At 40.6% G+C, this 22,908-nt stretch carries 15 protein-coding genes and 1 pseudogene; 9 read left to right on the top strand and 7 right to left on the bottom strand.

What is annotated here, in order from left to right; all coding sequences use genetic code 11:
- Positions 1 to 80: 80 nt before the first annotated feature.
- Complete coding sequence (locus tag SPD53_RS04370) at positions 81 to 1,427, top strand: MATE family efflux transporter (protein ID WP_336251742.1); 1,347 nt, start codon at positions 81 to 83, stop codon at positions 1,425 to 1,427.
- Positions 1,428 to 1,473: 46 nt separating this feature from the next.
- Positions 1,474 to 1,851: a RidA family protein gene (locus SPD53_RS04365; protein ID WP_336251741.1), complete on the top strand. Its 378-nt coding sequence runs from the start codon at positions 1,474 to 1,476 to the stop codon at positions 1,849 to 1,851.
- Positions 1,852 to 2,314: 463 nt separating this feature from the next.
- Here SPD53_RS04365 and SPD53_RS04360 read toward each other — a convergent pair whose 3' ends face one another.
- Complete coding sequence (locus SPD53_RS04360) at positions 2,315 to 2,560, bottom strand: DUF1450 domain-containing protein (RefSeq protein ID WP_156854121.1); 246 nt, start codon at positions 2,558 to 2,560, stop codon at positions 2,315 to 2,317.
- 364 nt (positions 2,561 to 2,924) lie between these two features.
- Complete coding sequence (locus SPD53_RS04355) at positions 2,925 to 4,127, bottom strand: MFS transporter (RefSeq protein ID WP_336251740.1); 1,203 nt, start codon at positions 4,125 to 4,127, stop codon at positions 2,925 to 2,927.
- Between the two features lie 402 nt (positions 4,128 to 4,529).
- Here SPD53_RS04355 and SPD53_RS04350 point away from each other — a divergent pair, with 402 nt between their 5' ends.
- The 4 genes from SPD53_RS04350 to SPD53_RS04335 all read left to right on the top strand — a co-directional run bounded on the left by SPD53_RS04350 (position 4,530) and on the right by SPD53_RS04335 (position 8,993).
- Complete coding sequence (locus SPD53_RS04350; protein ID WP_336251739.1) at positions 4,530 to 5,417, top strand: DUF1002 domain-containing protein; 888 nt, start codon at positions 4,530 to 4,532, stop codon at positions 5,415 to 5,417.
- Between the two features lie 310 nt (positions 5,418 to 5,727).
- On the top strand, positions 5,728 to 6,522 hold the full coding sequence (locus SPD53_RS04345; RefSeq protein WP_188855831.1) for a 3D domain-containing protein: 795 nt from the start codon (positions 5,728 to 5,730) through the stop codon (positions 6,520 to 6,522).
- Between the two features lie 276 nt (positions 6,523 to 6,798).
- Positions 6,799 to 7,992 carry a glycine C-acetyltransferase gene (locus tag SPD53_RS04340; RefSeq protein WP_188855830.1) on the top strand — a complete coding sequence of 398 codons (1,194 nt, stop codon included), beginning with the start codon at positions 6,799 to 6,801 and terminating at the stop codon, positions 7,990 to 7,992.
- 41 nt (positions 7,993 to 8,033) lie between these two features.
- A complete protein-coding gene (locus tag SPD53_RS04335; RefSeq protein ID WP_336251738.1) occupies positions 8,034 to 8,993 on the top strand; it encodes an L-threonine 3-dehydrogenase in 960 nt (319 codons plus the stop codon).
- Between the two features lie 355 nt (positions 8,994 to 9,348).
- Here the strand turns inward: SPD53_RS04335 and SPD53_RS04330 are convergent, their stop codons facing one another.
- Positions 9,349 to 10,968 carry an ABC-F family ATP-binding cassette domain-containing protein gene (locus SPD53_RS04330; protein WP_336251737.1) on the bottom strand — a complete coding sequence of 540 codons (1,620 nt, stop codon included), beginning with the start codon at positions 10,966 to 10,968 and terminating at the stop codon, positions 9,349 to 9,351.
- Positions 10,969 to 11,237: 269 nt separating this feature from the next.
- Between SPD53_RS04330 and SPD53_RS04325 the strand changes: the two genes are divergently transcribed.
- From SPD53_RS04325 to SPD53_RS04315, 3 genes and pseudogenes are all read left to right on the top strand, one after another.
- Positions 11,238 to 11,870, top strand: a complete 633-nt coding sequence (locus SPD53_RS04325; protein ID WP_336251736.1) for a hypothetical protein — start codon at positions 11,238 to 11,240, stop codon at positions 11,868 to 11,870.
- Positions 11,871 to 12,238: 368 nt separating this feature from the next.
- Positions 12,239 to 18,184: pseudogene (locus SPD53_RS04320) on the top strand (Cna B-type domain-containing protein); the annotation flags it as partial.
- A 27-nt stretch (positions 18,185 to 18,211) separates the two neighbouring features.
- Complete coding sequence (locus SPD53_RS04315) at positions 18,212 to 18,715, top strand: Cna B-type domain-containing protein (protein ID WP_336251781.1); 504 nt, start codon at positions 18,212 to 18,214, stop codon at positions 18,713 to 18,715.
- A gap of 118 nt (positions 18,716 to 18,833) precedes the next feature.
- Here SPD53_RS04315 and SPD53_RS04310 read toward each other — a convergent pair whose 3' ends face one another.
- The 4 genes from SPD53_RS04310 to SPD53_RS04295 form a co-directional block, all read right to left on the bottom strand.
- Positions 18,834 to 19,313 carry a hypothetical protein gene (locus tag SPD53_RS04310; RefSeq protein WP_336251735.1) on the bottom strand — a complete coding sequence of 160 codons (480 nt, stop codon included), beginning with the start codon at positions 19,311 to 19,313 and terminating at the stop codon, positions 18,834 to 18,836.
- A 109-nt stretch (positions 19,314 to 19,422) separates the two neighbouring features.
- Positions 19,423 to 21,048, bottom strand: coding sequence for a catalase (locus tag SPD53_RS04305; RefSeq protein ID WP_336251734.1), 1,626 nt, complete (start codon positions 21,046 to 21,048; stop codon positions 19,423 to 19,425).
- A 170-nt stretch (positions 21,049 to 21,218) separates the two neighbouring features.
- Entirely contained in the window at positions 21,219 to 21,857 is a 639-nt protein-coding gene (locus tag SPD53_RS04300; protein WP_336251733.1) for a YpmS family protein, read from the bottom strand.
- 4 nt (positions 21,858 to 21,861) lie between these two features.
- Complete coding sequence (locus SPD53_RS04295; RefSeq protein ID WP_336251732.1) at positions 21,862 to 22,746, bottom strand: SGNH/GDSL hydrolase family protein; 885 nt, start codon at positions 22,744 to 22,746, stop codon at positions 21,862 to 21,864.
- Positions 22,747 to 22,908: the final 162 nt, after the last annotated feature.

The raw sequence follows: 22,908 nt of genomic DNA, 5'->3' as shown, positions 1-22,908 counted from the left end.
TTATATTTATCACGCATTAACGGTCTGTAATTCGGTATCATGAAGGGTAGACTAAATATTGATATAAAGGCTGGTTGGATATGACAAGGCAATATGACTTTACGGAAGGAAATATTTTAAAGCAGTTATTCTATTTCTCCTGGCCGATTCTGCTCACGAATTTACTGCAGACATCCTATCAATTTATCGATAGTTTATGGGTTGGTAACTTACTTGGCGCAACTTCGCTTGGAGCAATTGGAATATCTAGTACGATTTTGTTCACTGTCCTTGCGTTTATCATCGGATTAAATAATGCGGCGCTCACAATTCTTTCCCAGCAAAAGGGGAAGCAGAATGATGATGGCTTGAAGCGCTATTTGAACGCATTTGTTGTGCTTTTGGCCTCACTCGCTGTCCTCCTCGGTATCATTGGTTTCTTCTTCGCCGAACAATTATTAAATCTATTAGGCACGCCGGAAACGATGTTACAGGATGCAAAAGCGTATCTCCAAATTAATTTCATGGGGATTTTATTTTTATTTGGGTACAACTTCATCAGTACGGTCATGCGTGCACTTGGTGATAGTAAGACGCCACTTCGGTTTGTAACAGTCGCCGTACTTGCAAACGTTGTCCTTGATCCGTTATTTATTTCGGCGTTTGGCTGGGGAATTCAAGGGGCTGGCTATGCAACGATTGTGTCTCAGGGACTTGCATTTCTATATGGATTCTTTCATATGAGACGTGAGCGCTTGTCACCGTTTACCGTTCCAACCATTCCTGCTATAAAAGATATTCGTCTGATCTTTCACCTTGGTATTCCATCTGGTCTGCAGATGGCGGTTATTTCAGCCGGTTCCGCTGCAATCATGAGTGTCGTTACGTCATTTGGAGGACCGGTTGTTGCCGGGTTTACAAGTGCGCAACGTCTCGATAGTATTATTATGCTCCCCGCACAAGCATTAAGTACAGCTATAACGAGCATGGCAGGACAAAACATAGGAGTAAGAAACTGGAAACGGGTAGACAAAATTGCAAAATACGGTGTGTTATTTAACTTTGCGATTATGGTTACGATTGGCATATTCATTATTTTATTTGGTGAATATGGAATCAAATTGTTTACGCGCGATGAGGCCTCGGTTGATTTCGGTGCCAGATATTTATCGATTATTGCACTCTGTTATCCATTTTTAGGAATTAACTTTATTTTAAATGGAGTTGTACGGGCAGCAGGAGCGATGTATCAAGTGCTCATCTTAAATTTATTATCCTTTTGGGTGTTGCGTTATCCGCTTACTTGGCTCTTCTCTAAGTGGTTCGGTGAAACAGGGATTGCGATGGGGATGGGTGTAAGCTTTATGATTAGCAGTATTTTTGCATTTTTATATTATCGTTATGGAAGATTCCGAGAAAAAGACTTATTCGAATCGAAAGATAATTAGTATAATGATAGAATAGAATTAGTTGCAGAAAAAGGAGGAATTTACATTGGTAAAAGCAATTCACACAGAAAATGCACCAGCAGCAATTGGACCATATTCACAAGCGATTCAAGCAGGAGAATTCCTATATATTTCCGGACAGATTCCAGTCGATCCGGAAACAGGGGAGATCGCAGAAGGTATTGAGAAACAGACAGAACAAGTAATGGAAAATCTGAAGGCAATCTTAAGGGAAGCGGAAACCGATTTTTCCCAAGCGGTTAAATTTACGATTTATTTAAGCTCTATGGAACACTTTGGCTCGGTGAATGAAGTTTATGGTTCATACTTAATCGAGCCTTATCCGGCACGAGCTACAATTGAAGTGAGCCGGTTACCGAAAGATGTTCTAGTGGAAATTGATTGCATTGTGCATATCGGGTAATCAAGGAGGCTTTCTATTCTTGACCCAACTTATACCTCATTCGTCGTTCGTCCGGAATATGGAGTGTTCAAGGAACTGAATAAACAAGATTCCTTGGAAATTTTGCAGGCAAGCTTATAAAGTGAAACTCATTCAGTGAGGTATCTTTACCTCCTCCACTGAATGGTAGTTGAACAGAATCAGGGATTTACGGACTGTTTATCCCCAGCCTCCACCTATTGGGTTACCCTTATGTTTAGAGGAAGGGATATTACAGACCGTTAATACGAGATAAGCGCCGGTTTTTTTCTACAAAAGGGACCAAATTATTTCCTGGGAAATGACGAACAAAGTCGAAAGTTCCCTTGCAGGTTAAAAACGCGATTCGTTTCGCAACACCTAGAACTGCGATTACTCGTCCCACCGAGGAGCGTTTGCACTAGCACATCCTGTGAGGCGTAGCAACGAAAAAAGAAGAACTTGCTCATTCATATTGAGCAAGTTCTTCTTTTATGGCAACTCTTATTTTATCAAGACATTCTTCAGGTGTCTTCCCGAAGACTCGCTTGTTATTGACTAATGCATACGGGCGGACGGCACATAATCCGCAGAAGTTCAAGCATTCATTCATGATGACTGCAACTTCCGGAAATTCGGATTCTAAAATACCTTCCACATCGACTAACGTAATGGTATTTCCATCGCAAATTTCTACGACAACAATTCCCATTTCCATCACACTTTCTCTTGTAGGCTAAAATTGTACGCCTATGTTGTCCTATTATTGTTGCTAGTATAATCGGAAGCTTGTCTAAATGCAATAATTCTGCATGGAAAGAGGCTGGGACATAACTTCTTAGTATGGTTATAAATCCGAACAAATTATAAGAAAGAGCATCAACAACCGCTCCGGGAATATACTACGCTTTCCGCAGGCGGCTGGTGAGCCTCCTCGGGCTGCCGCCCTGCGGGGTCTCACCGATGCCTTTCCTCCTGCTGGAGTCTCCGTATATTCCCGGAGCTAGTTAGCAGTTTTGTTCGGATTTAATTCATATTAGAATAGTTATGTCCCAGCCTCTATTTCATTCGTCTATTTATTGTTTAAGAATGGAAAACAGTTTCGAATCTTTTTCTTCGTATTCGGATGTGTACCATGTGTAGAGCATGATGACACCACTTAGAATAAGTAGTCCGCTTGTAATATAGAAGACGGCAGAGAAACCGAATGATGCTGCAATCAGACCACCGAGTGCAGGTCCGATGACGTTACCTAAAAACCGAAGACTTGTATTGTAACCAAGCACTTCCCCTTGCATCGATAATGGAGCGGCTTGCCGGATATAAGCGATCCTAAGTGGCACAATTCCACCGAGAGCGACACCAAGCAGGAATCTTAGAATAACAAGTTGCCATACACTTGAGACTAAGGCGCCTGGTAAATAGACAAGCCCTGCAGCGAATAAGAGTACCGTTAGTACTTTTACATGACCAACCTTATCACCGAGCTTACCTAATCTGCGCGAAAACAGAAGATTCCCGAGTCCGGCTGCCGAGAATGCCATCCCGGCGAAAAAGGCGATGTTCACAGGTCCATGAATTTCCTCTACGAATAAAGAGAGGATTGGCTGGATACTGAAATGCGCCACTTGTATGAGTAACGATAACAACATAACAACAAGCAGAACCGGTCTACTGATAATATGCTTCAGCACTTCTTTACTAGTATATGTTTTATAATCTCGTTCATCTTTTGAAACTTTAATTTGCACTTCTTTAACGAAGAATACGAGAATAGCAGAGATGAAGATTGTAACGGATACCCATTTGAATGTATTCGTAAATCCAAACGCATCTGCTAGAGCCCCGCCGAGCATTGGTCCCATTAATGCACCGGTGACACTACCTGTCTGTAAGGTTCCGAGTACTTTACCAGCTGTTTCTTTTGGTGTTTGAACAGCTATAAGCGCCTGGGACATTGGAATGAAGCCTGTCACAATTCCCATAATTAATCGCAATAAAAAAAGCTGCCAAACTGTTGTGGCAAACCCCATCAATAGTACAGATAGTCCAATCCCAACGGCGGACATGATCAAAATCTTTTTTCTTCCGTAACGGTCGCCAATTTTACCCCAGATTGGTGAAAAGATAAATGCAGTAATGAACGTAACTGCAAATGTCAGTCCTGACCACGTTTGCACATACGCATCAGAGAAATTACCCATTGAAGCGATGTACAATGAAATAAATGGAACTACCATTGTCATACTTCCGCTAACAAAAAAGTTAGCAAACCACATGATTGCCAAATTCCGATTTGTTATTCGATGATAACTAATTTGTAATGCCCTTCCTTCCAACGAAATGTTTCGTTACTCTAAATATAACGTATCCCGAAGTAAAAATAAAGGGATTAGCTCATACAGTGAAACTTCATTTAGAGGATCTTTCCTTTGAATGTTACATGAACTAATCGGGCCATTGCTGGTTGTTAAATCTCCTTATCTAGCTATCCATATTCCTGGAATTTTTTGATGGAGTAATCTTATATCCAGTTCTACTTAAAGATCCAAAATAGGAGGGCGGCTATTTTTTAGTGTTCATTTTTCCAGAGAAAAGGTATAATAAGTGCAAGTTCCCTTTCTGTAAATAGGGAGCAAGGGAAGAAGACAGTTAACTTCTCTACTAAAGGAGTGCTTACAATGCGAAAACTAACAAAATCGATATTATCCCTTCTATTAATAGCAGTATTATTGGTCGGCCTTGCTACACCTGCAGGGGCCGTATCTGAGAGCATCCTCATTTATGGGGAGAAACTTTCAGAGTCCCAGCGTCAGGAAGTTCGGGCTGCATTAAAGCTTGGTGAGAATGCTGCGGTGGAAGAACATGATGTAACCGGACAAGATTATGCGAATTACATTAACGGGAACCCAAATGCGAATATGTATTCTTCTGCACTGATTACGATGGAGAATGGCGGAGAAGGGCTCGTCGTTAATATCTTGACACCAGGAAACATTACAAAGGTAACAAGTGAAATGTACGAGAACGCACTGCTTACTGCCGGTGCTGAAAATGTGACAGTCGATGTCGTCTCGCCAGTTGCGGTAACCGGACACTCGGCACTAACTGGTATTTATAAAGCGTATGATGTGGAAGGGGTAGAGCTCGATAAGGAGCGGATGGAGCTTGCGAATGATGAGCTCGTTGTAGCGACAGATCTTGCCGAAAATGAAGACGTCTCAGAAGAAGATGTCGCTCATCTTTTAACGGAAATTAAGCAAATGATCGCTGAACAGAACCCGGTAACGCGGGAAGAAGTAGAAGAAATTGTGTCGGAACAATTAAGTAGACTGGAAATCAATTTAAGTGATGAAGACAGACAAATGTTGATCAACCTAGTGGACCGGATGCGCGAATTGGATATTGACTTCGGTAGTGTGCGTGATCAATTAAAGGATATCGCAAAAAGTGTTGCTGAACGGGCTGAAGAGCTAGGCCTTGATGAAGGATTCTGGAAAAAAGTTGCCAACTTCTTCTCCGAGATGTTTGGAGCATTGAGCAATTTCTTTAAAGGATTATTCAATTAAAGAACAAAGGCAGAAGCGCCTTACAGAGCGGACGTGGCTAGCGCTAGCAAAGTTAGTTATCTGCAGCATTTCCATTTTGTGGTTCCTCATGTAAGGACAAAGACAGGGATGTTTTATACTCCCTGTCTTTTCTTTGTAACATTGTAATATACGTTTATGCTTACACCTGCTAATATTTCAAGAACATTACACCTAGACGATTATGTAGGAAAACTGTAACTCCTGTCACGGACTCTTAATTCTCTTGTAACTGTATTCCTCTTTTTCCTGTGGTACTATAGTGACTGTCAGAAATTAAGGAGGAATTGATTTGAAGAAAATAGTAGCGGCTTTAGTGACGGGATTAGTCTTGTCAAGTGCAGCTGTAACTACTGCTTCAGCAGAACAGCACGAAGTTCAATCAGGAGAAAACCTATGGGATATCGCAAATGAGTACAATACAACGGTTGACAAACTTGTCCAAGTCAATGATTTAAAAACGACAGTAATTCAACCAAAGCAAACTTTATATATAAATAACACATACGTCGTACAACAAGGAGATACCTTACTCAGCATCGCAAAAGAACATCAAGTTTCCCTCGAGGAACTAAAAGAGTGGAATGACTTGGATTCAGAACTGATTGTCATTGGTCAGAAATTAGAAATCCAAGGTGTAGCTGTCGATCAAACGGTAAGCGAGGCTCCTAAAGCAAAAGAAGAACAACCGGCTGCGAAGAAGGAAGAAGCACAAGCAACACAACCGGCACCAGAACAACAAACAAGCAGCAATAAAGAAGATTCATCTAATAAAACAAAAGAACAAAAGCCCGAGGGGAAAACAATTTCCGTAACATCAACTGCATATACAGCAAGTTGTGATGGTTGTTCAGGAGTTACTGCCACTGGCATTGACTTGAATAAGGATCCGAACGCTAAAGTAATCGCGGTAGACCCAAGTGTGATTCCCTTAGGTACGAAAGTTCATGTAGAAGGTTATGGTTACGCAATTGCAGGTGATACCGGCGGAGCAATTAAAGGAAATAAAATTGACGTTCACGTCCCATCGAAAGGCGAAGCAACTAACTGGGGTGTGCGTACTGTTAACGTAACAATTGTAGAGTAATAGATTTAGAATACTAACACATAGATAAAAAGGAAAGCATCCATTTAAATGGGGTGCTTTCCTTTTGTGCTTAATTTATATATTTCCTTTGGTGAATGCGATTAGAGTGACAGGAAGTTTATCACGCATTAACGGTCTGTAATACCCCCAATGAATGAAGTTCCACTTTATGGAGGAAAAAATCGGGGTAGCTTTTAACTTTTGCTCGTGTCTATGTTAAACTTATAGAGAGAAAAGAAAGCGCACACATCATTGTGTTAGGGAGGGTTTATTCATATGTCTAGTAAAGCGTTGGAGCAGTTTCTGCGTGATAATATTGCAGATTTAAAGAACAGGGGTTTATATAATGAAATTGATACGGTGGAAGGAGCGAATGGACCGGAGATACAAATCGGCGGCCGAAAGCTGATCAATCTTTCCTCAAACAACTATCTGGGACTTGCAACGAACGATACGCTTAAAGTGGTGTCGAAAGAGGCAATTGACACCCATGGAGTAGGAGCAGGGGCAGTCCGAACGATCAATGGCACACTTGATTTACATCAGAAGTTAGAAGAAAAAATAGCAGCATTTAAAGGAACAGAAGCGGCAATTTCCTATCAGTCTGGTTTTAATTGTAATATGGCTGCCATTTCGGCTGTCATGAACAAGGATGACGCTATTTTATCCGATGCATTAAACCATGCCTCGATCATTGATGGCTGCCGGCTTTCCCGAGCGAAAATCATTCGCTATAAGCATTCGGATATGAATGACTTACGAAAGCAAGCAAAGGAAGCGGTTGAGTCTGGTAAATATAATAAAATTATGGTCATAACGGACGGCGTTTTTTCAATGGATGGGGACATTGCAAAACTTCCTGAAATCGTGGAGATTGCGGAAGAACTAGACCTCATCACATATGTCGATGATGCTCACGGGTCTGGTGTACTTGGAAACGGTGCCGGAACAGTAAAACATTTCGGTCTCCAGGATAAAGTTGACCTGCAGATGGGGACGTTATCAAAAGCAATTGGCGTTGTCGGAGGTTATGTAGCAGGGAAACAAAACCTGATTGATTGGTTGAAGGTCGCTTCTCGTCCGTTTTTATTCTCGACAGCAGTTACCCCGGCAGATGCAGCAGCGAGTACAAAGGCAATCGAACTATTAATGGAAAGCAATGAATTAGTTGAGAAGCTTTGGGAAAATGGTGCTTATTTGAAAGCGGAATTGAAAAAGTTAGGCTTTGATATTGGGAATAGTGAAACACCAATCACCCCAGTCATTATCGGCGAGGAGAAAGTGACACAGGAATTCAGCAAACGTTTGTTTGAATCTGGTGTCTATGCAAAATCGATTGTCTTCCCGACGGTTCCGCGGGGTACTGGACGTGTCCGCAATATGCCAACAGCAGCACATACGAAGGAAATGCTTGATGAGGCGATTGAAGTTTATAAAAGAATTGGGAAAGAGATGGGCATGATTGAATAAGAAGAATATAGATATAGAAAAAGAGTGAAAGGAATTTTGCCATGAAAAAAATTCTCGTAACAGGCGCATGCGGCCAAATCGGTTCGGAATTGGTGATTAAACTACGAGAGCTTTATGGAGAAAATAATGTGGTTGCGACAGATATTAAGAAACCGCAAGATGGGTCAGAAGATTCCTTATTTGAAATAGTAGATGTCATGGATGAGAAGCATCTCTATGAAACTGCGAAAAAGCATCAAGTGGATACGGTGCTGCACTTAGCTGCAATATTATCATTTAAAGCAGAGGAAACGCCAAGGCTTGCCTGGAGATTAAACATGGGCGGCTTGGTAAACGCCTTAGAAGTTGCTCGCGAGCTTAATCTAAAGTTTTTCACACCAAGTTCCATCGGTGCCTTTGGTCCGAAAACACCAAAGGAAAACACCCCACAGGAAACATTGCAACGGCCTACCACGATGTATGGGATTAATAAAGTGGCGGGAGAGCTACTCGCGGACTATTACTTCGAGCGTTATGGTGTTGATACGAGAAGTGTTCGTTATCCTGGACTCATTTCTTCCAAAACATTGCCAGGAGGAGGCACGACCGATTATGCTGTCGAGATATTCTATGAAGCACTGAAAAATAAAAAATATAAGTGCTATATTGCTGAGGGGACGTATATGGATATGATGTATCTTCCCGATGCGCTTCAGGCGGTGATTGATTTAATGGAAGCAGATCCGGATAAACTCATTCACCGAAACGCATTTAATATTACAGCATTCTCCGCCGCCCCAGAAGATTTCGGGGAGGTGATTCAACAGTATATCCCGGATTTCCAGATGACTTATGAAGTCGACCCGGTCCGGCAAAGGATTGCGGATAGCTGGCCGAACCGCCTTGACGCAACAGCGGCTAGAGAAGAGTGGGGATTTAAATATAATTATGATTTGGAAAAAATGGCGAAGGAAATGCTTGAGCTGTTAAGTAATAAATTAGGGTTAAACTATGTATCTTGAGATTAAGCGAATCAGAAAAAAGACATGAAGAAATACGTGTGTATTTCGTTCATGTCTTTTTCTTGTTGAAATACTTTTGTAGTTGAATAGCTGCAGACGCTGTTTCTTTGGTTGATTGGTAGTGCTCTAATGGCTTGAACAGCTGCAGACATCGTTCCTTTGGTTGATTGGTAGTGCTCTAATAGCTGAACTGCTACTGACGCCGTTTCTTCTGTTGTTTACAGAAGTTCTATCCGCTCGAGCCACCGCTAAAGTCAGTTCCCTCAATCGATTAGAAGTGCACCCGAGCACAAATCGCTATTACAGTATGATGCAATACGAAAAACGTCCCTCCATAAAAAGAGGAACGTTCATCTTATGCATACATTTTATCGATTTCTTTCTGCAATGCTTGATCACGCACATAATCATCGTAGCTCATCTGTTTATCGACGATTCCGCTTGGTGTAATTTCAATCAGGCGGTTCGCGATACTACCCACAAATTGATGGTCATGAGATGTAAACAGCATGGAGCCTTTAAATTTGATCAATCCATTGTTTAGGGACGTAATCGATTCTAAATCCAGGTGGTTGGTCGGCTCATCCAAGAGAAGCACGTTCGCATTGGAAAGCATCATTTTCGAAAGCATGCAGCGAACTTTTTCTCCACCGGAAAGGACCTTCGCCTTCTTCAACGCCTGTTCTCCGGAGAACAGCATTCTCCCTAGGAAGCCACGGAGGAATGTTTCTGTTTGGTCCTCTGGTGAGTATTGCCGGAGCCAGTCAACAAGATTCAATTCTACTCCCTCGAAGTACTCTGAGTTGTCTTTTGGGAAATAGGACCGGGAAGTCGTCACGCCCCATTTAAATGTCCCAGCATCTGGTTCCATTTCACCCATTAAAATTTTAAACAATGTCGTTTTCGCAATATCATCGCGGCCGACGAGTGCAATCTTATCATCCTTATTCATGATGAAGCTTACATTATCAAGCACGACCGTATCGCCAATTTTCTTCGTTAACCCTTCTACGCGCAGTAAGTCATTCCCGATTTCCCGCTCCGGTGTGAAAGCAACATATGGATATTTTCTCGAAGAAGGCTGGATATCATCAAGCGTAATATTATCAAGCATCTTTTTCCGGGAAGTCGCCTGCCTTGACTTCGAGGCATTCGCACTAAAACGAGCGATAAAGGCTTGGAGCTCTTTAATCTTCTCTTCCTTTTTCTTATTGGCGTCGGCTGCCATTTGTGCCGCTAATTGACTCGATTCATACCAGAAGTCATAGTTTCCGACCGTAATCTGAATCTTACCGAAGTCTACGTCAGCAATATGAGTACAAACTTTGTTCAAGAAATGACGATCGTGGGAGACGACAATGACGGTATTCTCAAAGTTGATCAGGAATTCTTCTAACCACTGAATCGCTTGGATATCAAGACCGTTCGTCGGCTCGTCAAGTAAGAGAATATCAGGATTCCCGAATAAACTTTGGGCAAGCAGGACTTTAACCTTCTCATCATCAGCAAGCTCGGACATCAACTTATCATGAAGCTTTTCACCAATACCTAATCCTTTCAAAAGAATTGCAGCATCAGACTCTGCTTCCCAGCCGTTCATTTCCGCGAATTCGCCCTCAAGCTCAGCAGCTCGAATTCCATCAGCTTCAGAGAAGTCTTCTTTCATATAAATTGAATCCTTTTCTTGCTTTACTTCGTATAATTTACTATGACCCATTAAAACGACTTCAAGCACTGGATATTCTTCGTAAGCGAAGTGATCCTGTTTTAATACAGCAAGCCGCTGGCCAGGAGTAAGGGACACTCCTCCAGTCTGAGGCTCAATCTCGCCGGATAAAATTTTAAGAAAAGTGGACTTACCTGCACCATTCGCACCAATTACTCCATAACAGTTACCTGGAGTAAATTTCAAATTGACATCTTCAAACAGCTTCTTATCGCCGAAACGTAAGCTGACATTTGTAACTGTAATCATATAAATCCTCCATTATAAAAAATCCAGGCTGTTTAAAACGAACAACCTGCACGATTCGTATTAATCGTAACTATCCACAGTAAGCTTACGTTATTTGAAGGGATTCGTCAATGAAAAATCGCTTGTCTTACGCATTTTAACAGGGATTGAACAAGTACCCGAAAAAAATAATAAAATGGTTAAAAAAAGAACTTGGCGAAAAATGATTTTTGTGTAATAGTAGATTGTAGCTCGCCTCTTTATATGGACTGAAGAAAGGGGGAATGATAATGAAAGAAAGAGAGATTTATTTTCTATTTACAGATACGGGAACCAGTTTAGCAAAAGTGATCAACTTCTTTACGAGGCGGGATTTGAATCATGTCTCCATATCCTTTACGAAGGATTTTACAACAGTATATAGTTTTGGTAGGAAACGGCCTAAAAATCCATTTATTGGTGGGTTTGTCCAAGAGGATATAACGAGTGACTTCATGGCAAACGCGAACTGTGCCGTTTATTCACAAACGGTCAGTGAAGAAGAATACCGAACGATGGTGAGGAAAATACAAGAGATAGAGATGAGGCAGCATGAATATCGTTATAATTTCATCGGATTGTTCGGTGTTCTGTTCCGAGTTAAAATAAAACGGCGTTCGGCCTTATTCTGTTCCCAATTTGTGGCGACTGTAGTCCAAGATTCAGCGAAATTCAATTTTGAAAAGCCGACCTATTTTATAACACCGTATGATATCCGGAAGTCATTGGAAAACAAACTGATCTACTACGGGAAACTAAAATATTACAGAGAAAGCTTACAACCGCTTCCGGCACCCCAGCTAGTCCTGGGTGAACGCACCATACCAAAGCAATCATTTTTATTTCATATATCTAATAAATTTAAACGTTTAGTCATTAAATAGGAGGAACCGTCGCTGCAGAGCGAGAGGCTCCTTTTTTTATGGATTATCGTTAAGAATCGCTTGTTTTGGTGGAACAGGTGCGGAAGGAGGGTGAAGTGTGCTGAGTGAAAGGAAGAAAGTATATAATAAGGAAGATTTGGAGTCCCAGCTCTTTAGGAGTTGGGACTTTTTTTGATGTGAACAATAAGCTGTTAGACCGTTCTCTATAAAGGACAAAGGTTTTTCATTAAATACTCACCGCCAAGATAGTTCCTTGTACTCATAATTCGAATAATTTCGATGGCCTTCAAAAGATTTGTATAGTTTTTGTTTAGAAAGCATATCTATACTTAGGTTTGGTAAAAAATGAAGGGAAAGGGATACGAGGAATGTCTAGGGAAATGGGCAGTAGAATCAGTATATTGTTCGCAGTAATGTTACTGTTTCAAACCTTGCTAAGCAGTTTTGCTTATCCGGGCCAGATTTTTGCAACAGGTTATAATGACTCTGTCTTTACCGGTATTGTGGCCGAAGAGACAGGCGAACAACAGGATTCCTGGCATGGAACAGTTGAATTGGTCGACGTACAAATTAATTGGTCCATCGAACATCTAGAGATTGAACCAGGAAACACGGACTCGCTTCAACTTTCTGATGATCTGTCAATAGATGAGAATCAAACAGGAAGACTTCTTACGAAAGAGGGAGTGGATATTGGGGAATATGCAGCTACAACAAACAATACCGTAGTGGTAACCTTCGAGGAAGCAACGGAAGAATATCCATACGCTAAGGGAGAATTTGTTGTGGAGGCGACGAAGCTACATGTGGAAAGTGAAGATGTTAGCTCAGAAGAAGTTGCTGAAGAGGAAGATGAATCTACAACAAATCCTGAAGAGGAGGTTAATGTGGTAGAAGAAACTCTTGAAGAAGACGAGGAAGCTTCAGAGGAAGTGGGAAACGAAGAAACATCTGAAGAGGATTCCACTGAGCAAGATATAGCAAATGTGGAAGATGAAGAACTTACTGATGAAAAAGATTCAGAAGATAAATCAGCAGAAAAGAAAGAGGAGAAGGAAAGAACAGCTGGTACGTTTGCTGAATTGGAGAATATCTTTACCTTTAAAAGCTTTACATTTGATGGTAATGAGATAGAAGACGGTTCTATCATTGATATAGATGACGGTACTGTAGTCCAAATAGAATTTCATTGGGAAACAGACAACCATGCTAAAAGCGGTGACACCGTATCGATGCAGCTTCCGGACATATTTAAACAGGTTAATATAACAAATCAACCAATAATAACTGACGGTGTAAATGTTGGAGAGTATAGTATTATTGATGGCGAACTTAGATTTGTCTTTAATGAAAATATTGAAGATAGTGCTGTTCAAAACGGCTTTGTAGGTTTAAATTTACAATTTAATTTAGAAAAATTCCAAGAAAATACAATACAAGAGATCCATTTTAATGATAAAAGTGATAAAACACTTACGGTCATTGCAAAACCAAAAGGGGATATTAGTGCTATCACAAAAGAAGGTCATCCTGATCGAGATTTGAATGCAAGAGAAATAACTTGGACAATCGATATTATGAATGACCATGAGGAACCAATGACAAATGCAACTTTAGAGGATGTTATTCCAGATGGCTTAGGTGTACCAAGAGATTTTGTTATCAATAAATTATCTGTTGGATTGAATGGAGATAAGCGCGTTGGTGATGAATTTAATGCAAATCCGCAAGTGGATGGCAATAAATTTAATATTGAATTTGAAAATATAGCACCATACCAAGGTTATAGAATTCAATATACAACAACGATAGAAGATTATACGATTGATAGTTTTACAAATGACGCATTGTTTTCTTATGAAGGTTCGGAATTACATGCGGAGACAACTGTAGGTGGACTTGAGCGAAGCAATCCAATAGAAAAAAGTGGAGTGTATAATGATAAAACTGGACAAATAGACTGGACGATTATAGTTAATGAATCTGGTGGTGAGATTGATGAGGCAATTGTAAGGGATGAACTACCAGATGAATTGAGTTTAGTAGAAGGATCTATAAAAGTTCATAAGTTTAATAGCAATTGGAATTGGATAGAAGAAAGAAGTGCTGAGAAGTTCCCAATCAATTTAGGTCAAGTAGGATCTGATGAAATTTATCAAATTACATTTAGCACAAATATCGACTGGTCAAAAGTTAATGATGGGGATTATCAACTTGACAATGAATTTACGAATCACACTGAATTATACGATGGAGAAATGAAAATAGGGGAAGATGATGCGAAGGTAGAGTATTCGAGACAGTCACTCCTTGAAAAATCAGGAAACTCCAATGTAGATTATGACAATAAAACACTTACTTGGACGATTGATGTTAATAAAGCGAAACATCCAGTAAATAATGTTGTTGTAACCGATTTGATTCCAGCGGGATTGAACATTTCTGAAGATGATATTCTTATAAAAGATGAAGAAGGAAATGAAATTACGGCTGAAAGTATAACAATTTCAGATGCAGATGATGGAAAACAGAAAGTTAGAATAGACTTAGGAAATATTGGTGACAAACATATTAAAATTACCTATACAACTGAAATTGAAAACTTTAAGATCGATAACTTTGACAATGCCGCTTTTATGGAAGGTGATGGCATCGGTGAAGGTACACCTGGTGATAATCATGAAATAACGCCCCCAGCAAATAGCTTTGCCAAAAAATTTGGTGGGATAGATTATAACGAGAAAACTATTGATTGGAATCTTACAGTTAATCCAATAAGAGAAGATATAGCTGAATTAAAAATAGTTGACACCTTTCCTAACAAAGGGTTGATACTGTTACCGGAAACACTAAAAGTAACCATTGGAAATCAAACTCTTAAAGAAGGTATAGATTATAATTTATCGCCAAATACAGAGGGGGAAGAGACTGGCTATCACAAGGGATTTATACTTGAATTTTCTGGAGATAGCTTACCGTTAAATGCTCAGGTTAATATAACGTATAAAACGTCATATGATCCACAATTAGAAGTTGAAGGTCATAATCCAGATCCGCATATAGGTGAAGAAAACCAAGCGAGAATTTATAAAAACCAAGCTACATTCATCGGAAAAACTGTAAATAATAATGATTTTACAGTAGAGAGAGATGCACAAACAACAGTGAGAGAAGATTCTTGGAACAGTGGTAAAAAAGAAGGCCAACGTGTCCGCAAAGACAGTAAAGGAAACCTGGTTGATGGCTGGCAAAGTGGTTCAGAAAGAAAAATTGCTTGGCAGCTATATACGAACTACCAAAAGCAAAACCTTGGACCGGGTGTTGTCATTACAGATACATTGGCTTATGAAGGAACGATTGATCCAAACAGTATCAAAGTATCAGTCTATGAGGTAGCTGCTAATGGTGGAACAAACATTACAGGACCTGAGATAGATGACTATACAGTTACCGTTGAAGGTGATGAGTTCACTTTAACATTTAATGATAATTTTGAAGTAAAAGAAAGATATGTCATCGAATTTACAACAACAGTTCCAAATATTTCGCAACCAAAATACACAAACAACGCAAAAGTTAAAGTTGGCGGGGATGAATATCTTTACTCAGGAACGGTTAATTATGACAAACATAATCGATTCCTGGAAAAAGGAACGATTGGACTGGACGGTAATCAAGTTTTCACCGGAGAGGAAATTGACTGGCAAGTTACTGTGAATGAAGGTCTATCAACTATCTTGCAGGATGTTGTCATTACAGATACGATAAGTCCCGGATTAGTTTACGTTGAAGACAGTCTGAAAATCACTAAATTGGGTGAACCCACTTTAGTGAAAGGCGAAGATTACTCTCTTGAAGTAACCGTAAATGAGAATGACGAGACCATATTAGAAATCAAATTATTAGATGATCTAGAAGAGACCTTAGTGTTAAACTACACAACTGTTGTAACAGAAACAGATGGTGAAGTTAACAATACTGTTAGTTTTAAAGGAACTGGCATCGATGAAAAAACGGTTGAATCTGAACGTATAAGTGCAAGAGAATTTTCTTGGGTAGGCGGAGAATTTAACCCAAAAAGAGGAGCAATTGTGGTTACAAAGGTAGACTCTGAGGAAGAAGAAGTAATTGCAAATAATGAAGCTACCTTTATCCTTGAGTTTGACTTAAATGGTGAAAGAGTCCAATTTGGAGATGAATTCACTACAGAAAATGGTGTTCTGGAAATAGGTAACTTGCCTCTTAGAACCTATTATCTTATAGAGGTGGAGTCACCAAATGGATATGTTTTATCAAATGAAGAAATAGAAATGAACGTGGATGAACCATATGGTAACAACAAAAAAGTTTTTGAAGTAGATTTTGAGAATACAAAGGAAAAAACAGATATAACTGGAACTAAGGTATGGAAGGACGGAGAATCCGTTAGACCAGATTCTATCCAGCTTCAATTATATAGAGGTGGGGAAGCCTATGGTGAACCTGTTACCTTAGAAGATGGAGAAACAGAATATACTTGGACTGATTTAGATGTAACAGATATTGATGGAAAGGTATATGATTACACGGTTGATGAAGTTCAGGTTCCAGACAATTTTAAGAAGACAATATCAGGAGATGGCTTAACTGTTACAAACGAATATCAGGTTGAACAAGTAACTGTCTCTGTGAATAAGGAATGGGTAGATGCAAATGACCAAGACGGCTTGCGTCCTGATTTTATCAAAGTGAAACTGCTTGCAAATAATGAGGAAACAGATCTTGAATTAACTCTAAATGCAGAAAACGGCTGGGAAGGTGCATTCACTGAATTACCAGCAACAGACCGTGCAGGGAATGAAATCACCTACACAATCGAGGAAGTAGCTGTTAAGGGTTATGAAAGTGAAGTAGAAGTTAATGAAGAAAATCCATTTGATTTCAAGCTTACAAATACCCATGTACCGGAATTAATTAATGTAGAAGGCACAAAAAAATGGGATGACGCCAATAACCGAGATGGTAATCGCCCAGAAACTATTACGGTAAATCTTTTAGCAGATGGTAAGCAACTTGATTCTGTTGAAGTAACAGAAGAAGACAATTGGAAGTACAGTTTTACAGGTTTGCCAAAATATAAAGCTGGAAAAGAAATTACCTACACCGTTACAGAGAGTACGGTAGAAGATTATTCTCAAGAAATTGACGGCTATAATATTACGAACAGCTACACACCAGAAGAAACAGTAGTCACTGTGACGAAGCATTGGGATGATGCGAATAACCAGGATGGTAATCGTCCAGAAAGCATTCAAGCACAATTAACGGCAGATGGCGAATCATTTGGTGAACCAATCGAGTTAACGTAGGAAAATAATTGGACTCACACATGGTCAGAGCTACCATTAAATAGTGATGGAAAACCAATCAAGTATTCCGTAAAAGAAATATCAGAACTAGAGGAATATGATATGGCAGTGAATGATGAGGATCACAGTAACATTATCATCACAAACAGCTACACACCTGAGGTAACTAAAGTTTCTGGAGCAAAAACATGGAATGATGGTGACGACCAAGATCGTAAACGTCCAGATTCCATCACTGTAAATTTACTAGCAAATGGTGAGCAAGTTGATTCTGCTGAGGTAACTGCAGAAGACAAGTGGAAATACAGCTTCACAGACTTACCGAAATATAATGCCGGTGAAGAAATTGTATATACCGTTACTGAAAACTCAGTAGACAAATATACAACAGAAATTGATGGTTATAATATTAAAAACCATTACACACCTGGACAGACAAGTGTCACGGTTACTAAAAATTGGCAAGATAAAGATAATCAAGATGGCAAACGCCCTGATGCTATCGAAGTACAGTTAACAGCAAATGGTGATACGATCGGTGACCCTGTTGAATTATCAGAAGAGAATAACTGGACGCATACTTGGACTAAGCTTGACGAGAAAGCTGCAGGCGAAACGATTGTTTACTCTGTAGAAGAATTAACAGAAGTACCGGAGTATGATACAGAAATCAATGATGAAAATCATGGCAACATCATTATTTCAAACAGCTACACACCAGAAACCATTACTATTTCCGGTGAGAAGACGTGGCTCGATGGTGACAACCAAGCGAATGACCGACCGGAAGAGATTACAGTTGATCTCTTGGCAAACGGTGAAGTTGTTGCGAGCATGAATGCGACGGAGGCAGAAGACTGGAGCTATCAATTTACAGGCTTGCCGAAGTACAGTGCTGGTAAAGAGATTATCTACACGATTGAAGAAGTCCCGGTAGAAGGATATGAAACAATCATTGATGGTTATAACATAACGAACCTCCGTGTCGGTACGATGGATGTAGAAGGTGTGAAAACATGGGTTGGTGACAGCGAAGAAGTGCGGCCGGAATCCATCACAGTCCATCTTTTACAGAATAATGTCGTCATCGATACGAAAGAAGTAACGGTAACAGACAACTGGAAATACAGCTTCACCGATCTTCCAGCGTTTGACGAAGAGGGTGCGGCATATGTTTACACCATTGAGGAAGAAGCAGTGAAAGATTACGAAACAACGATCAACGGCTACGATATTACGAACACGTATACAGTAGGGGTTGAGGAAGGTGCAGAAGATCCAAAGGACGGGGAAGACAAAGATAAAACTCCGGGCACACAAGTTGATAAAGAAGAGAAAGAAACATCAGCAGGTGTGGATAGAACAGATTCAGATTCTGGAAAAGGCAGCAAACTTCCAAGAACAGCGACAAATATCTTTAATTTGTTGGCTATCGGAATCGGCTTAATTGTTCTGGCAGCGGCCATTACAATCTATCGACGAAGAAAATCCGCATAAATAAACAAAAAGACTCTAACCGTCTAAATGACAGTTAGAGTCTATTTTCCAGTGGAACATGGGGTCAGAGCATTTGTCCCAAGAGGCGGGACAAATGCTCTGACCCCAATGTCCCGCTTTAATCAAAAATATTAGATGCTGATTTGTTTCTTAAAATATTAATAATTTGCTTCCCATCGCTCGCATGTTTTTCCGAATATTGGATGGGAAAGAGGGAATAAAACATGAAGTAGATTGTAAAATAACCGAATTGGTAGAAAAAAGAAGTCTCTGGCAGTGTGTTGCTCATAATTAAGATATTGATTAGTAGCAGAGAAAATAAATTAAGCAACACACCCCCAGCATATACAAGGATATGTGAAGCTTTTGAATTCACTTTTAGCGACTCATAGTGACAAAATGAATCAAGGAAATAAAAGCGATTCACTTTTACAGCGCCGATTCTAAATAATTGCTTTCCCCGACCCAGAACTATCTCCGAACGCCCACCGAATAAACGGGCCATCAAATAATGCCCTAGTTGATGAATGAATGTCACTAATGGAAGGTTTACGAAAAAAGCCCAGAACGCTGTAATAAAGTCTCCCCACTCAAACACAGTATCAACTCCATAACTAATCATTCCACATAAAAAAAATATAAAACATTAGATGGAATCGAAGTTGAATAGAGGGGAGAGGGACAGGGGGTCAGAGCATTTGTCCCATTTAATATGGTTCGGCGTCGTGGCCTTTTCGGATTGCTTCATCCACTGCTTTGTCTGCGTCTTTTGCACCGAGTGGATGCATTTCTTCTGCAGCCTCCATCCCGGTGGAAGATTTCTGTTTACTTGCTAGTTCCAGACCTTCGCGTAATCTTCGGCCATACTCTTCATCTGCTGACTCCGCAAGCGCAATCATTTTATCTTGAATTACCTTCGCACAGGTAGAAAGGTCGTTCACGAGATTATTAATAAGCTCATCTTTCTCCCATTGCTCGAACTTACGATACGTTTCCCCAGCTTGTTTCGTGTTATCGTCCCGGTCAATGGATTCACGGACAATATTCCCTTCCACAAACGGAGTGTACTCTTTCCCGGTTTGTTCGGCTTCTTCTAGCCCGCCCAAGCTGGAAGGTTCATAGTTCACATGCAAATTCTGTTTAGGCCCTTTATCGTTATCGTAACGCATATGGCCGCCCTCCTGGTTAGTTGCCACCCGTCTTTTCGCTGCGTTAATCGGCAGTTGTAAATAGTTTGCGCCAACACGGTATCGTTGTGTATCAGAGTAGGAGAAGGTGCGGCCTTGGAGCATCTTGTCTTCAGAAAAGTCTAAGCCATCCACAAGTACTCCCGTCCCAAAAGCGGCTTGTTCCACTTCGGTAAAATAATTCTCCGGGTTACGGTTAAGCACCATTTTTCCAACTGGAAGCCACGGGAACTGATCATCCGGCCAGAGCTTCGTATCGTCGAGCGGGTCAAAATCAAGTTCCGGATGTGGTCCATCCTCCATGATTTGGACGAATAATTCCCACTCGGGATAATCGCCTTTTTCAATCGCTTCATATAAATCCTGTGTTGCATGGTTAAAGTTTTTCCCTTGGATCTCCTGAGCTTCTTTCATCGTGAGATTCTTGATTCCTTGTTTCGGCTCCCAGTGGTATTTCACGAGAACTGCTTTACCTTCAGCATTTACCCATTTATATGTGTTCACTCCGGAACCTTGCATCATGCGGTAATTGGCTGGAATTCCCCAGGGCGAATAAATAAAAGTCACCATATGGAAAGATTCCGGCGAGTTCGCACAGAAATCAAAGAAACGCTCACTGTCCTGCACGTTGGTCACAGGGTCTGGGCGGAATGCGTGGATCATATCAGGGAACTTCATCGCATCTCGGATGAAAAATATTTTGATATGATTTCCGACTAAGTCCCAGTTCCCGTCTTCTGTGTAAAATTTCACTGCAAATCCTCTCGGGTCACGGACAGTTTCTGGAGAATGGTTCCCATGTACAACAGTGGAAAAGCGGACAAATACAGGAGTTCGTTTCCCCTTGCCGTGGAAAACTTTCGCTCGTGTGTATTTAGAAACCGGTTCATCACCGACCGTTCCATACGTTTCAAAATAACCGTGAGCCCCGGCACCTCGAGCATGGACAATCCGCTCTGGGATTTTTTCACGGTCGAAATGGCTGATTTTCTCAATAAAGTCATAGTTTTCAAGCATCGCCGGTCCGCGATTTCCAACGGTTCGGATATTCTGGTTATTCGTAACCGGATGCCCTTGCCGTGTCGTTAACGTGTTCTCATCTTCCTTATGCGTTTCGTAATCATCTTTGGGTGGCTCTTTACTCATTGTTCGTCCCTCATTTCCTAAAGTTATCAATGAATAGCCTACCCAGATAAGAAGATTTCATGCAAAACGGGACATGGGGTCAGAGCTTTTGTCCCAAATATCTGGGACATTTGCTCTGACCCCATGTCCCGCTCAAAAGGAGGGACAACTGCTCTGACCCCGTGTCCCGATCAGGGGAACATTTTCCAGCTTTCGATGCCGAATGTTTCGTATGGGACGCTGATGCGGAAGGCGAGGTTGTTTTCTTTCAGGTCGATGGTTTCGACGGCTAGTTCGAAGTTACTGCGAATATCCATGTCGGAAATGGCAATATAAATCTCTTCTTCATTTGGATTGACAGTGACCCAATCTGGCATTGGTAAGTATCTAGCCAAGTATTGCATAATTCTCCGATTCGGTAATTCCAGCAATCCAAGTGAAATAGATTCTTGTTTTAAAATAATATCTCCATTTTGGGCGACTTCCGGTTCAAAATGCATAGATAGGGGGACCGTCGTTGAAAACACTGGCAGTTCTCCAATCAGATGCACATCTTCTTCCAATTCAATCCGGTACTTATGCCGTGTATTTTCAGTTAGATGTTCAATATAAGCGTTAATTAGATTATTTAAATTTTGCTTTGATGTCCTTACAATGAATTGGGAGCTTTCCTGCTTGGTCTCCGCTGATTCACTAGGTAATTCCAAATCTTCCGCCGGCCAAAAGATCAAACTGACAAGCAGCAGGAGGCCGGCAATATTCAATGCTAAAATCAAGAAAAAACCTGTTTTCCAATTGATCTTCTGTCGGTGCTTATCGGTTCTCGCCATGCTGTCAACCTTCTTCTCTAGAAATATAGTCTAACACACGCTCTGCCATCAAATAATATCCCGTATAATTCGGATGGAAATTATCATCGGCAAATATAGGGTCTTCATTCCCTGCAAATAAATCGATAATCGGAATGAAAGTAATATTATCTATTTCGTTCGCCAAGCTGCTTCCTGTCTCATTCCAGGTATTTACAATCTGATTTAATTCCTCGATATCTTGGAAATACTTTTCAAAAGGATTATAGATCCCAAGCAAGTAAATATCGGCATTTGAATTAATATCAGAGAGCCTTTTAAGAACTTCTTCAAGCCGCTCTTCATAATCGCTATGTTCATCAATAAAGTCATCCATTTCGAGGTTCGTAATATTTTCTTTTGCCACTTGCATGATGTCATTGGCGCCAATCGTGACGAGAACAATATCTGCCTCTTCCAGTGCTTCAATGATTTCAGGTTGCCCCAAACGGATTAAAAGCTGATCCGTCCGATTTCCGGGAATACCGAAGTTTTCAAATGTTGCAATCTCGTCCTCTTGATTGATGAAACGCTCTAAAATGCCGACATAGCCGCCACTATTTGTTGCATCACCAACTCCACGGGTCAACGAGTCACCAATCGCAACAATTTTCACTTCCCGTTGGAAAATCCGGCCAATCGTCTCTCGGACAACATGGGATAATCGTTCGGAAAAGCTGTTTTCCTCTTCTTCAGTTTCTTCCTCATCTTCCAGTTCATCTTGTTCGGGTTCGATTTCTTCCTTCAATTCTTCTGCATTTTCCTCAGGGATCAACGGTTGGGTTAATGCTGGGGGCTGACCATCGATATAATAAAGTATTCCTATTGTTAAAAGAATGATTGCAAAAAGAATAAATAATATTTTTTTCATCGTATCACACCTATAATCTGTCTACTACCAGTATAAAACGTGGATTTAATTTGTCTAGTATTCTCTATCTACCCAATTATTCTACGCACAAAAAGTTGAAGTTAAACGAGGAGACAGGAACAAAAAAGAAACGAACGCACCTTGCATTCGTTTCTTTAATAA

The organism is Oceanobacillus sp. MO10714A (genome assembly GCF_037072045.1).
In the GTDB taxonomy this organism is placed as follows: domain Bacteria; phylum Bacillota; class Bacilli; order Bacillales; family Amphibacillaceae; genus Oceanobacillus; species Oceanobacillus indicireducens.
The sequence above is the reverse complement of the archived record's forward strand: the minus strand, read 5'-3'. Positions and strand labels throughout refer to the sequence as shown.